Genomic DNA, 13,501 nt, shown 5'->3' on the forward strand with positions numbered 1-13,501 from the left:
GCGTTGGGACAGCGTGGCCCGCCGCGGGCATTAGCGGCGGTGGCGGCACGATACAAGCGACAGATCGCGCGACATCGGTGTCATGGTACGGACACACTCCGTCACGGAACGCGACGGATGCCGGAACGGAACCCGTCGAGGGACGTTGCGAAAATCTTAGTTATGTACGGAATGACCATGCTCCCTCCCACCGTCCTGATCGTCGAAGACGAGATGCTGGTCGCGATCGACCTCGAAGCATCGCTGGAGGAACATGGCTATCGGCCGATCGGGATCGCCGCCGACATGTCGCGCGCGCTCGAACTCGCATCGGTCCGTCCCGATGTGGCGCTGGTCGATTGCAACCTGCGCGACGGACCGACCGGGCCGACGATCGGCCGGATGCTCGGCAAGAATTACGGCACGACCGTCATCTTCCTGACCGCCAACCCGGCCATGCTCGACGAGGGGATCGACGGGGCGCTGGGCGTCGTGTCGAAACCGTGCGGCTACGAATCGGTCGGCGAGATCGTCGACTTCGCGGTGCGGGCGCGGGCGGGCGACCGGTCGCAGCCGCCCACCGGCATCAAGCTGTTCGAGGCGTTTCCGGAATTTCGCGCCAGCGCCTGAAGGGTATCTGGAAACTTTCGAGTCAGCGAGTTTCCGGACAACCTCTTCATCTGCGGTTCAACCGGCAGGCGGCATCGCGGCGTTGACCCATGTCCGCCCCATCGCCGATAAGGACGCCATGAAGCGCGCGCTGGGCGGCATCGTCGCCGCCATCCTCCTGTTCACGCAGCCTGCCGCCGCCCAGTCGATGCTGCGCGATGCCGAGACCGAGGCGTTGCTGAACGACATGTCGCGGCCGATCGCGGTCGCGGCCGGACTGGACCCGCGCAACTTCAACGTCGTGCTGCTGCAGGACAAGTCGATCAACGCCTTCGTCGCGGGCGGGCAGACGGTCTATCTCCATTCGGGACTGGTCGACGCCGCCGACGACGCCAACGAGGTGCAGGGCGTCATCGCCCACGAGATCGGCCATATCGTCGGCGGGCACGTCCCGCTCGCCGGACGCGGCATGGCACCGGCCACCGGCATCACCGTGCTCAGCCTGTTGCTGGGGGTCGCGGCGATGGCGGCGGGCGCGGGCGAGGCGGGGGCGGGCATCCTCGCCGCCGGGCAGCAGGCGGCGATGGGCAGCTATCTGTCGTTCAGCCGGACGCAGGAAAGCGCGGCGGATGCGGCCGGATCGCGCTTCCTGCGCGGCGCCAATATCTCGGGCCAGGGGATGCTGGACTTCTTCAAGAAGCTCCAGAACATGGAATATCGCCTCGCGATCCCGCAGGACAATGGCTATCAGCGCACCCACCCGCTGACCGGCGAGCGTATCGCCAACCTGACGCAGGACGTGCAGACCTCGCCCGCGTTCAAGGTGGCGACCGACCCGGCGCTGGAGACGCGGTTCAAGCGGGTGCAGGCCAAGCTGCGCGGCTATGTCAGCGATCCCAAGGATACGCTGCGCCGCTATCCCGCCAGCGACCAGAGCATCTATGCCCATTATGCCCGCGCCTATGCCTATCACAAATCGGGATATCCCGAGCAGGCGGCGGCGGAGACGCTGGCGCTGGTGAGGGCGGCACCCGACGATCCCTATTTCCTCGAACTCGAAGGGCAGATCCTGCTCGAATCGGGCAAGCCGAAGGACGCGCTGGCCGCGCTGCGCGAGGCGACCGAACGGACGCGGTCGTCGCCGCTGATCGCCGCGACCTTCGGCCATGCGCTGATCGCCGCCGAGGATCCGGCACTGCTGAACGAGGCGGAACGGGTGCTGAAACAGGCGGTTTCGCGCGACAACCGGAACCCGTTCGCATGGTATCAGCTGAGCATCCTGTACGAACGGCGCGGCGATCCGGCGCGGGTCGCGCTGGCGATGGCCGAATATGCATCGCTGTCGGGCGACACCGGCATGGCGCTGGCCAGCGCGCGGCGGGCGATGGCGCTGCTGCCACAGGGGGCGACCGACTGGATCAGGGCACAGGACATACAGATGACGTCGCAGACCGCGTTCGAGCAGGACCGCCGCAACCGCCGGCGGCGGGGGGAATGATGGGCCGGGTCGGCAACGTCCTGATGCTGGCCGCCGCGGCGCTGGCGGGCGCGGGCGGTGCGATCGTGGCGCAGCGCGGATCTGCCGACCGTGCCGCGACCGAGACGGTGGTGCGCGACTATATCCTCGCCAACCCCGAAATCCTGCCCGAAGCGATGCGCCGGTTGCAGGCGAAGGAATCGGGCAAGGCGGTGGCGGCCAACCGCGCGGCGATCGTCGAACCCTTTCCCGGCGCGGTCGCGGGCAATCCGAACGGCGATGTCAGCGTCGTCGCCTATCTCGACTATGCCTGCGGCTTCTGCCGCGCCAGCCTGCCGGCGATCACCGGGCTGATCGCGGCCGATCCGAACGTCCGCATCGTCTATCGCGAGTTGCCGATCCTGTCGCCCGACAGCCGCAGCGCCGCCGAATGGGCGCTGGCCGCGGCGTTGCAGGGAAAGTTCAAACCGTTCCACGACGCCCTCTACGCCAGCGGTCGGGTCGACAGCAGCGCGATCGCCGCGGCGGCGCAGGCCGCGGGGCTGGACATCGCCGCCGCGCGCACCGCGATCCGGTCGCCGCAGATCGCCGGCGAGATCGAGCGCAACATGAAGACGGCCAGCGCCCTCGGCTTCACCGGCACGCCGTCGTGGGTGGTCGGCGACCAGGTGCTGGGGGGTGCGCAGACGCTGCCGGCGTTGCAGACGGCGGTCGCCGACGCGCGCAAGGCGAAGGCGACGTAACGCGCCTTCCCCCCGTCATCAAAGCGTGGGACAAGCCGCCGCATGGACACCATTCTTTCGATCCGGGGCGTCGCCAAGACCTACCAGTCGGGTACCGTCGCGCTCCAGCCGACCGATCTCGACATCGCCAAGGGCGAAATCTTTGCGCTGCTGGGACCGAACGGCGCGGGCAAGACCACGCTCATCAGCATCATCTGCGGCATCGTGACGCCAAGCGCGGGCACGATCACCGCCGCCGGGTTCGACACGGTGCGCGACTATCGTGAGACGCGGACGCGCATCGGCCTCGTGCCGCAGGAACTGCTGACCGACGCGTTCGAGACGGTGATGGCGACGGTCACCTTCTCGCGCCGGCTGTTCGGACGGCATGGCGATCCGGCGTTCATCGAGAAGCTGTTGCGCGACCTGACGCTGTGGGACAAGCGCGATGCCAAGCTGACCGAATTGTCGGGCGGGATGAAGCGCCGGGTGATGATCGCCAAGGCGCTGTCCCACGAACCCGACATCCTGTTCCTTGACGAACCGACCGCGGGCGTCGATGTCGAATTGCGCCGCGATATGTGGCGGCTGGTCCACGACCTGCGCTCGCGCGGCGTCACCATCATCCTCACCACCCATTATATCGAGGAGGCCGAGGAAATGGCCGACCGGGTGGGGGTGATCGCCAAGGGCCGGCTGATCCTGGTCGAGGAAAAGGCGGCGTTGATGCGCAAGCTGGGCAAGAAGACGCTGACGCTGACGCTGGCCGAACCGATGCACGCGGTGCCCGACGCGCTGTCGCACTGGCCGCTGACGCTGACCGACGAGGGGCACGCGCTGACCTTCGCCTTCGATGCCAAGGCCGAGGATAACGGCGTGCGCGCGCTGCTGCGCGCGGTCGACGAGGCCGGGATCGGGTGGAAGGACATCGCGACGAAACAGTCGAGCCTCGAGGATATCTTCGTCGGGCTGGTGCACGAAGAAGGAGCGCGGGCATGACGTTCAACTGGCACGGCGTGCTCGCCATCTATCGGTTCGAACTGGCGCGGTTCGGGCGGACGATCTGGACCTCGCTGATGACGCCGGTCATCACGACGTCGCTGTATTTCGTCGTCTTCGGCACCGCGATCGGCAGCCGCATGACCGAGGTCGGCGGCGTGCCGTACGGCGCGTTCATCGTGCCGGGGCTGATGATGCTGACGATGCTGACCGAAAGCATCTTCAACGCCAGCTTCGGCATCTTCATGCCGAAATGGTCGGGGACGATCTATGAACTGCTCTCCGCCCCGATCTCCACGCTGGAAACGCTGGTCGGCTATGTCGGGGCGGCGGCGAGCAAGTCGGTGATCGTGGCGCTGGTGATCTTCGCCACGGCGCACCTGTTCGTCGACGTGACCGTGGCGCACCCGTTCTGGGCGCTGTGCTATCTGCTGCTGGTCGCGACGACCTTCTGCCTGTTCGGCTTCATCCTGGGGCTGTGGGCCAAGGGGTTCGAACAGTTGCAGGTGATTCCGCTGCTGGTGGTCACGCCGCTGACCTTCCTCGGCGGCGCCTTCTACTCGATCGACATGCTGCCGGGCGTGTGGCGGACGATCAGCCTGTTCAACCCGATCGTCTATCTCATCAGCGGGTTCCGCTGGACCTTCTTCGGCGCGGGCGACGTGTCGGTCGGCGCCAGCCTGGGGGCGACGTTCGGTTTCCTGATACTGTGCGTCGCCGTCATCACCGTGATCTTCCGCACCGGATGGCGCCTGAAGAAATAGGGGACCAAGCATGGATCTGGGAATTGCCGGCCGCAAGGCGATCGTGTGCGCGTCGAGCGCGGGCCTCGGCCGCGCCTGCGCGTTCGAACTCGCGCGCGCCGGGGTGGATGTCGTCGTCAACGGACGCGATGCGGAAAAGCTGAAGGCCACCGCCGCGGCCATCCGTGCCGAGAGCGGGGTGACCGTGACCGAGGTGGTCGCCGACCTGTCGAGCGAAGACGGCCGCGCCGCGTTGCTCGCCGCCTGTCCGGACCCCGACATTCTGGTCAACAACAATGGCGGCCCGCCGGTGAAGCCCTACACCGAACTCGATGCGGACGGCATCCGCGCCGGCGTCGAGTCGAACTTCGTCACCCCTGCCCTGCTGATCCAGGCGGTGCTGCCCGGCATGGCCGAACGGGGTTTCGGCCGAGTGGTCAACATCACGTCGGGCTCGGTCAAGATGCCGCTGCCCGGCCTCGACCTGTCGAGCGGCGCACGCGCCGGCCTGACCGGCTTCGTCGCGGGGATCGCACGGTCGGTGGCACATGCGAACGTCACCATCAACGGCCTGCTGCCCGGATCGTTCGACACCGCCCGCATCGCGTCGATAAGCGAGGCGGCGGCGGCGAAGAACGGCACCACGGCGGCCGAGGAAAAGGCGAAGCGGGCGGAGGCGATCCCGGCGAAGCGGATCGGCGATCCGGCCGAATTCGGGGCGGCCTGTGCGTTCCTGTGTTCGGACAAGGCCGGCTTCATTACCGGGCAGAGCCTGTTGATCGATGGCGGGGCGTTTCCGGGGATTTTGTGATTTCACGCGAAGGCGCGAAGGCACGAAGAAGGTTCAAAAAGGTAGATTTCGCGCAGAGCCGCAGAGAGGTCCCGCCCCGGGCGACCGGTTGCGTTCGGCAGACGATGTCTTGCGCTGCAACGCAGATTGAGAGCCGCTAACGCGGCCGACCTTGCCGCGAACGCAACCCCTCTGCGCCTCCGCGTCTCTGCGCGAAATCTACCTTCTTCTTTCCGCGCCTTCGCGCCTTCGCGTGGAAATCAGAAAATCCCGAGAAACTTCTTCCGCTGTTCCTTCCGCTCGCCCCGGTTCGAGCGACCGTCCTCCGCCTTGGCGGTAGTCCCCCGCCCGACATCGTCGCGTGCCTCGCCACCCTTGGTCCGCTGGGCACGCGCCGTTGCGCCGGTGAGGATGGGGCCACACGCCGCGCCCTTCGCGTCGCCCGGATCGACGAACGCGAGCACCCCCGCCACCGGCGTCGCCACCAACGCGAGACCAAGCCCGGCACCGGCACGGCTGAGCAGTTCGGGGCTGACGACCGAGTAACGCGGCTCGGCGAAATACCCGCCGACCCCGACCGGCGACTGGCCGGCGAACAGCGAGAATCGTTTGGAATCGGCGCGGAAGGCAAGATCGATCGATTCATTGCGGAAGCTGAACCCCCCGCGGCCGATCATGACGTTCTTCTGCGTATCGATCAGGATCGGGTCCGCCGCCGCCACCCCGCCGCGCACCGAGAAGCCGATCAGGCCGCAATTGATCCGCACCGGTTCCTTCAGCTTCCCCTCGAACATCTTCTGCGCGAAGGTGCCGAGGTCGAGTTCGGACAACTGGATGTTGCGCGTCCAGAAGCTGCCGGCGGGCAGGATGATCGCGATCCGCCCGTTCGAGCTGGCCAGCGACTCCTGTACGGTATCGCCGGTCCCGGTCAGCTTGACCCGCCCCTTCACGGTCCCGGTAGTGCCCGCTTCCGCGACACCCCAGCCGGCAAGCAGCCGCCCCATCGGCGTCGGCGACAGGCGGATGTCGTAATCGGTGACCGCAGGCCGACGGCGCGCGTCGATGACGATGTCCGACGCGACATTGCCGCGCGCCATGGCGAAGGTCATCGGCGACAGCTTGAGCAGCCGGTCGTTCAGGTCCAGCGTCAGGTCGACGTTCGACACCGGCAGGCTGCGCGCGCGGACGGTGCCGACCTGATAACGGACCTTCGCATCGAAATTTCGCAGCGCCTCCACGTTCAGCTTCGCGTCGGGCAGCAGCCGCGGTACGCCACCCCGCCGCTCGATCACGCCCGCCGCGCCCTGCGCCTCGACGCGTTCGAGGTCGTAGCCGACGAACGCCGACATATCGACGATGTCGAGCGTGCGCGAGGTCAGGTCGGCGGTCAGCAGCAGGCGCGGCTCGCGCTGCGTCACGGTCAGCCTGCCCGCCAGATCGCTGTCGCCGAAGGTCCCGCGCAGCCGCGTGAACTTCCAGTCGGCGCCGTCCTTCGTCATTCGCCCGGTCAGGCGATAGGTGCGCGTGTTCGGGGTGATGATGCCCAGCACCGCGAACACTTCGGCAAGGTTGCGACCGCGCAGGCGGACGGCGAGGTTCGATCCGTCGAGTTCGGTCGGCCCGGGCAGCGTACCGGCAAGGATCGCGACCGACCGCGCCACCTCGATCCGCGCGGTCAGCCGGTTCTGGCCGCCGCGGATCGTCGCATTGGGCGACTGCAGCTCGCCGGTCAGGCGGAACGGCCGCCCGCGCACCGTACCGCGCCCGGTCGCCCGGATCGCGCGTTCGAATTGCGCGCCTGCCGTGGTCGCGGGCGCGAGGTCGAACGTCCCGTCGAGCCGGAACTGCGGGTCGCGATAGCGGATGCGCGTGTCGCGAAAGCTGCCGCTGCGCACGATCGGCAGCTCCAGCTTCTTGCCGCGCCGGTTCGGGTCGCCGAACGTCCAGGTATTGCGCCGCCGCGCGGCATCCCAGTGCAGGTCGGCGCGCGCGCCGTCGAGCTCCAGCCAGTTCACCCGCCGCCGCCCGAACAGGAAGGTGAGCGTGGCGACCGAGCTGTCGAGCTTCTTCGCTTCGAACACATTGCCGCCGCCCGCCCAGTCCGGATTCGATACCGACAGCCCCTCTGCCAAGAATTTCAGGTTCAGCGGGTTGAAGTAGAACTGGAAATCGCCGGCAACGCGCACCGTCCGCCCGCTCTGCGACGAGGCGATCCGTTCGAACGTGCCCTTCAGGAACCGGCCCTTCGTCACGAACAGGACTGCCCATGCGAGGAAGACCGCCGCGACGATCCCGAGCAGCGTCCGCAGCGCGATGCGTCGCCAGTCGCGGCGGCGGGGGGCGACGGGTGCGCCGGCAGTTTCGGAAACGTCGGCCATCGCATCCCAACCGTTCGCAGGCGAAACGAGTTCCGGTTGTTGCGTTTTGTGACCAGGCGGGTTAGGGGCGCGCTCTTTCCACGACCTTTCAAGGGATTCGCCCGGCCATCTGGGGCTGCCGCGGCAATCCGCACGTCGTGATTCACGAGGAGACCAAAATGCCCAAGCTCAAGACCAAGAGCGGCGTGAAGAAGCGCTTCAAGCTCACCGCCACCGGCAAGATCAAGCACGGTGTCGCGGGCAAGCGCCACCGCCTGATCTCGCACAACGCGAAGTACATCCGCCAGAACCGCGGGACTTCGGTCCTCGCCGACGCCGACACCGCCCGTGTCAAGGCGTGGGCGCCCTACGGTCTGCGTTAAGGAGTACTGAAGCATGGCACGTATCAAGCGCGGCACGACCACCAAGGCGAAGCACAAGCGGATTCTGGATCAGGCGAAGGGCTATTATGGCCGTCGCAAGAACACGATCCGCATCGCGCGCCAGGCCGTCGAAAAGGCCGGTCAGTACGCCTACCGCGACCGCAAGGTGAAGAAGCGGACCTTCCGCGGCCTGTGGATCCAGCGCATCAACGCCGGTGTCCGCGCGGAAGGCATCACCTATTCGCAGTTCATGCACGGCTGCAAGCTGGCCGGCATCGAACTCGACCGGAAGGTCCTGGCCGATATCGCGATGCACGAGGAAGCCGCCTTCAAGGCGATCGTCGCGCAGGCGAAGGCCGCCCTGCCGGAACAGGCCGCCGCGTAAAGCGCACGGTTTCTGTTTGAGGGATGAGAAACGCCGGTGGGGTAACCCGCCGGCGTTTTTCGTGTTTTCCGGTTGCGGGCCTAGCTTCGTCATCCCGGCGAAGGCCGGGATCCATGGACACACGACGCTAACGGTGGCGCGCACCATCAACCACACCTCGTCCATGGATCCCGACTTTCGTCGGGATGACGGAAGGGTTATGTCGAAGCGATGAGCATCGTCCGCGAGCCATGCGTCTACATCGTGGCGAGCGGCCGGCATGGCACCATCTACACCGGCGTCACCAGCAACCTGCCCCAGCGCATCCACCAGCACCGCACCGGCACCTTCAACGGCTTCTCCCGCCGCAACAACTGCCATCGTCTCGTCTGGTTCGAACGCCACGACACGATGGAAACCGCGATCCAGCGCGAGAAGCGGATCAAGGAATGGCAGCGTAACTGGAAGCTGACGCTGATCGAAACCACCAACCCCCACTGGCACGACCTGTCCACGGGGCTAGGCTTCGCCGCCGTTCCGCAATAAAGCCGGTCGCCTATCCCGACCACCGGAGCGACCGTGACCCCCGATCTCGACCAACTGCGTGCCGACCTGCTCGCCGCCATCGATGCTTCCGCCGGCATCGACGCGCTGGAGGCGGTGCGTGTCCATGCGCTGGGCAAGCAGGGGGCGATCACCGGCCTGCTCAAGACGCTGGGCGGCCTGTCGCCCGACGAACGCCAGACCGTCGCGCCGGGCATCCACGCGCTGCGCGAAGCGGTGACGGCGGCGATCGGCGCGCGCAAGGCGGACCTCCAAGCCCACGCGCTGGCGGCGAAGCTGGCGTCGGAGCGGGTCGACCTGACGCTGCCGGTCGATCGCGTCGCGGCGGGCGGGGTGCATCCGGTCAGTCAGGTCATGGACGAACTGGCGGAGATCTTCGCCGATCTGGGCTTTGCCGTCGCGACGGGGCCGGAGATCGAGGACGACTGGCACAATTTTACCGCGCTCAACATTCCGGAGACGCATCCGGCGCGCGCGATGCATGATACGTTCTACGCGCAGCGCCGAAGCCCGCAGGGCGAGGAAACTGCAAGCGCGGCCGGCGCTGCCGAGGCAGCGTCCGACGCCGGTGGCTCCGCCACCGGCGCGTCCCAATCGACCCGCGCCGGGCAAAGCCCGTCGCCGTCGGACGGGGCTGGCGCACCGCCGGCCGGTCCGGAGCATGATCGAACCGCGCAGCGGTTCGTGCTCCGCACCCATACGAGTCCGGTGCAAATCCGCACGATGATGACGCGGCAGCCGCCGATCCGCATCATCGCACCGGGGCGGGTCTATCGCAGCGACAGCGACGCGACCCACACGCCGATGTTCCACCAGATCGAGGGACTGGTGATCGATCGCGGCATCCATATGGGGCATCTCAAATGGACGCTGGAGACGTTCCTGAAGGCGTATTTCGAGCGTGACGACATCGTCCTGCGCCTGCGCCCCAGCTATTTCCCCTTCACCGAACCATCGGCCGAGGTCGATGTCGGCTATACCATCGAGAAGGGCCGCCGCGTCGTCGGCGGCGACCCGGCCGGGGGCAATGGCGGCTGGATGGAAGTGCTGGGCAGCGGCATGGTCCACCCGAAGGTCATCGCGGCGTGCGGCCTCGACCCGAACGAGTGGCAGGGCTTCGCGTTCGGCACCGGCGTCGATCGCCTTGCGATGCTGAAATACGGCATGGACGACCTGCGCCCGTTCTTCGACGGCGACCTGCGCTGGTTGAAACATTATGGCTTCGCGGCGCTGGACGTCCCCACGCTGTCGGGGGGAGTAGGCGCATGAAGTTCACGCTTGGCTGGCTGCACCAGCATCTCGACACCGACGCATCGCTCGACACGATCCTGGGCGCACTGACCCGCATCGGGCTGGAGGTCGAGGGCGTCGAGAATCCGGGCGAGAAGCTCGGCGCCTTCCGCATCGCCCGCGTTCTGACGGCGGAGCCGCATCCGCAGGCGGACAAGTTGCAGGTCCTCTCCGTCGATGCCGGTGACGGCCCGTTGCAGGTGGTGTGCGGCGCGCCCAACGCCCGCGCTGGGTTGATCGGTGTGTTCGGGATGCCGGGCGCTACGGTGCCGGCGAACGGCATGGTGCTGAAGGTCGCGGCGATCCGCGGCGTCGAATCGAACGGCATGATGTGTTCGACGCGCGAGCTGGAGCTGGGCGAGGATCATGACGGGATCATCGAGCTGCCCGCCGACGCGCCGGTCGGCACCCCCTTCCCCGCCTGGGCCGGGCTGGACGATCCGGTCATCGACGTCAGCGTCACGCCGAACCGGCAGGATTGCATGGGCGTGCGCGGCATCGCGCGCGACCTCGCGGCGGCCGGATACGGCACGCTCAAGCCGCTGGCGGTGCCGGTGGTCGCGGGCGAAGGCGGCGGGCCAGACGTGCGGGTCGAGGATGCGGCGGGTTGCCCGGCCTTCCATGCGCAGGCAGTGCGTGGCCTCACCAATGGCGAGGCACCCGAATGGATGCGCCGCCGGCTGACCGCGATCGGGCAGAAGCCGATCTCGACGCTGGTCGACATCACCAATTACGTGATGTTCGATCTGGGCCGGCCGCTGCACGTCTATGATATGGCCAGGCTGGACGGCGGGCTGGTGGCGCGGCAGGCGAAGCCGGGCGAGAGCGTCGTGGCGCTGAACGGCAAGTCGTACACGCTGGACGGTGGCGAGACGGTGATCGCCGACGCTTCGGCGGTGCACGACATCGGCGGGATCATGGGCGGCGAGCATTCGGGCGTGTCGGCGGCGACCACCGACGTGCTGATCGAATGTGCGTATTTCACGCCGGAGGCGATCGCGCGCACGGGCCAGAAGCTGACGCTGACCAGCGATGCGCGCACCCGGTTCGAACGCGGGGTCGATCCGGCGTTCCTCGACGCCGGGCTGGCGATCGCGACGAACTATGTCGTCGAACTGTGTGGCGGCACCGCCAGTGGCGTGACCAGGGCGGGATCGCCGCCGACCGAACCGCGCGTCATCGTCCATCAGCCGGAGCGCGTCGCGACGCTGGGCGGGCTGGACGTGGCCGAGGACCGGCAGCGCGACATATTGGAACGGCTGGGCTTCGCCGTCGGTGACGGCTGGCAGGTGACGGTTCCGTCGTGGCGGCGCGATGTCGACGGCACCGCCGATCTGGTCGAGGAAGTGATCCGGATCGAGGGGCTCGACAAGGTTCCCTCCACCCCGCTCGATCGCCCGGCGGGCGTGGCGGTGCCGACCGCGACGGCGGAACAGAAGCTGGAACGGCGGATGCGGCGCGCCGCGGCGGCGCGCGGGCTGGCCGAGGCGATCACGTGGAGCTTCATCGCCGACGACGAAGCCGCCCCGTTCGGTGGCGGCGCATGGGAGGTCGTGAACCCGATCGCCAGCGACATGCGGGTGATGCGCCCGTCGCTGCTGCCCGGATTGTTGAGCGCGGCGGCGCGCAACCTGAAGCGGGGCGCGAGCAGCGTGCGGTTGTTCGAGATCGGGCGGCGCTATCTGGCCGATGGCGAGCGGATGACGCTGGGCATCGTGTTCGCGGGCGAGCGGACCGCGCGCGGCTGGCGCGGCGGCAAGGCGCAGGGCTTTGACGCGTTCGATGCCAAGAGCGAGGTGCTGGCACTGCTCGAGGCGGCGGGCGCACCGGTGGCGAATTTGCAGGTGATGGACGGTGCGGGTGACGTGTTCCATCCGGGGCAGTCGGCGACGCTCAGGCTGGGGCCGAAGACGGTGCTGGCGAGCTTCGGCGTGCTGCACCCGGTCACCGCCAAGGCGTTCGACCTGGGCGCGGGCGCGGTGGCGGCGGAAATCTATCTCGACGCCCTGCCGGCAAAGCGCGGCAGCGGGTTCATGCGCGCCGCCTATGCCCCGCCGGCGTTGCAGGCGGTGACGCGCGACTTCGCGTTCCTCGTGGCCGACAGTCTGGCGGGCGACCAGCTGGTGCGCGCGGTGCGTGGCGCGGACAAGGCGGCGATCGTCGATGCGCGGCTGTTCGACGTGTTCGCCGGGCAGGGAGTCGAGCCGGGGCACAAGAGCCTCGCGATCGAGGTGACGCTGCAACCGGGGTCGAGGAGCTTCACCGATCCCGAGCTGAAGGCAATCTCCGACAAGATCGTCGCCGCCGCGGCGAAGGTCGGCGCGAGCCTGCGCGCATGAGCGTGGTGCTGACCAACGGCGTGCTGACGGCGACGATAGATCCGCTGGGCGCGGAGTTGCATTCGCTCAAGGATGCGGCGGGGCGCGAGCTGATGACCGATGCCGATCCGGCGTTCTGGACCGGCCACGCGCCGATCCTGTTCCCGATCATCGGCGCGTTGCAGGACGACACGTACCGGGTGGATGGCGAGGCCTACACGCTGGGCAAGCACGGCTTTGCGCGGCGGCGGATGTTCGCGAAGGTTGCGCAGAACGACGTTTCCGTGCGGTACGAACTGACCGACGATGCCGGGACGCGGGCGGTCTATCCGTTCGGCTTCACGCTTCACGTGGAACATCGGCTGGAGGGCGCCACCCTGCATACCGCGGTGTCGGTGACCAATACCGGCGACCGCGACCTGCCGGCGAGCATCGGGTTCCACCCGGCGTTCGCGTGGCCGCTGCCTTACGGATACGACCGGACAGCGCACCGGATGGTGTTTTCGGACACCGAAGTTGGCACCGTCGCCGCGATCGCCGCCAATGGCACGATCGCGGCGGAGCGGCGGCCGAGCCCGCTCGACGGGCGGGTGCTGCACCTGACCGACGCGCTGTTCGCCGACGATGCGCTGGTATTCGATCCCGTCCACAGCGACAGCGTGACCTATGGCGCGGCGGACGGCCCGCAGTTGCGCGTCGACTTTCCGGGAATGCCGAAGCTGGGGGTGTGGACCAAGCCGGGGGCGGCGTTCGTCTGCATCGAGCCGTGGGACGGGATCGCCGACCCGGAGGGGTTTACCGGGAACATCTTCGACAAGCCGGGTATCCACCGGGTTGCGCCGGGGCAGTCGCATCGGGCGGCGATGTCGGTGACGTTGAAGGGTTGATTTTCACGCGAAGGCGCGG

13 protein-coding genes are annotated in these 13,501 nt (G+C 67.9%); 12 read left to right on the forward strand and 1 reads right to left on the reverse strand.

Going from position 1 to position 13,501, the window contains the following annotated elements; all coding sequences use genetic code 11:
• The first annotated feature begins 177 nt into the window (after window positions 1-177).
• The 6 genes from QLH51_RS00490 (at window position 178) to QLH51_RS00515 (ending at window position 5,340) form a co-directional block, all read left to right on the forward strand.
• The gene (locus tag QLH51_RS00490) at window positions 178-609 is read left to right on the forward strand and encodes a response regulator (RefSeq protein ID WP_164516059.1); all 432 of its coding nucleotides are present in this window, start codon (window positions 178-180) and stop codon (window positions 607-609) included.
• 118 nt (window positions 610-727) lie between these two features.
• Window positions 728-2,086: a M48 family metalloprotease gene (locus QLH51_RS00495; protein ID WP_125654881.1), complete on the forward strand. Its 1,359-nt coding sequence runs from the start codon at window positions 728-730 to the stop codon at window positions 2,084-2,086.
• Window positions 2,083-2,808, forward strand: a complete 726-nt coding sequence (locus tag QLH51_RS00500; protein WP_206428824.1) for a DsbA family protein — start codon at window positions 2,083-2,085, stop codon at window positions 2,806-2,808. Before QLH51_RS00495 ends, QLH51_RS00500 begins: the two co-directional genes overlap by 4 nt.
• 42 nt (window positions 2,809-2,850) lie before the next feature.
• Window positions 2,851-3,786 (forward strand): ABC transporter ATP-binding protein, encoded by a 936-nt coding sequence (locus QLH51_RS00505; protein WP_125654879.1) that lies wholly within the window; start codon window positions 2,851-2,853, stop codon window positions 3,784-3,786.
• Entirely contained in the window at window positions 3,783-4,550 is a 768-nt protein-coding gene (locus tag QLH51_RS00510; protein WP_125654877.1) for an ABC transporter permease, read from the forward strand. The genes QLH51_RS00505 and QLH51_RS00510 overlap by 4 nt, the downstream gene beginning before the upstream one ends.
• 10 nt (window positions 4,551-4,560) lie before the next feature.
• A complete protein-coding gene (locus QLH51_RS00515) occupies window positions 4,561-5,340 on the forward strand; it encodes an SDR family oxidoreductase (RefSeq protein ID WP_125654875.1) in 780 nt (259 codons plus the stop codon).
• Window positions 5,341-5,579: 239 nt separating this feature from the next.
• Here QLH51_RS00515 and QLH51_RS00520 read toward each other — a convergent pair whose 3' ends face one another.
• Window positions 5,580-7,697, reverse strand: a complete 2,118-nt coding sequence (locus tag QLH51_RS00520; protein WP_125654873.1) for an AsmA family protein — start codon at window positions 7,695-7,697, stop codon at window positions 5,580-5,582.
• A gap of 158 nt (window positions 7,698-7,855) precedes the next feature.
• Between QLH51_RS00520 and rpmI the strand changes: the two genes are divergently transcribed.
• From rpmI to QLH51_RS00550, 6 genes are all read left to right on the forward strand, one after another.
• Window positions 7,856-8,059, forward strand: a complete 204-nt coding sequence (rpmI, locus tag QLH51_RS00525; RefSeq protein WP_055757212.1) for a 50S ribosomal protein L35 — start codon at window positions 7,856-7,858, stop codon at window positions 8,057-8,059.
• Between the two features lie 13 nt (window positions 8,060-8,072).
• Entirely contained in the window at window positions 8,073-8,444 is a 372-nt protein-coding gene (rplT, locus tag QLH51_RS00530) for a 50S ribosomal protein L20 (RefSeq protein WP_055757215.1), read from the forward strand.
• Window positions 8,445-8,654: 210 nt separating this feature from the next.
• Entirely contained in the window at window positions 8,655-8,969 is a 315-nt protein-coding gene (locus tag QLH51_RS00535) for a GIY-YIG nuclease family protein (protein ID WP_125654871.1), read from the forward strand.
• Between the two features lie 33 nt (window positions 8,970-9,002).
• Complete coding sequence (pheS, locus tag QLH51_RS00540) at window positions 9,003-10,256, forward strand: phenylalanine--tRNA ligase subunit alpha (RefSeq protein ID WP_125654869.1); 1,254 nt, start codon at window positions 9,003-9,005, stop codon at window positions 10,254-10,256.
• On the forward strand, window positions 10,253-12,616 hold the full coding sequence (pheT, locus tag QLH51_RS00545) for a phenylalanine--tRNA ligase subunit beta (protein WP_125654867.1): 2,364 nt from the start codon (window positions 10,253-10,255) through the stop codon (window positions 12,614-12,616). The genes pheS and pheT overlap by 4 nt, the downstream gene beginning before the upstream one ends.
• The gene (locus tag QLH51_RS00550) at window positions 12,613-13,482 is read left to right on the forward strand and encodes an aldose 1-epimerase family protein (RefSeq protein ID WP_125654865.1); all 870 of its coding nucleotides are present in this window, start codon (window positions 12,613-12,615) and stop codon (window positions 13,480-13,482) included. The genes pheT and QLH51_RS00550 overlap by 4 nt, the downstream gene beginning before the upstream one ends.
• Window positions 13,483-13,501: the final 19 nt, after the last annotated feature.

Origin of the sequence: Sphingomonas sp. 2R-10 (assembly GCF_030062225.1) — a bacterium.
GTDB lineage: Bacteria > Pseudomonadota > Alphaproteobacteria > Sphingomonadales > Sphingomonadaceae > Sphingomonas.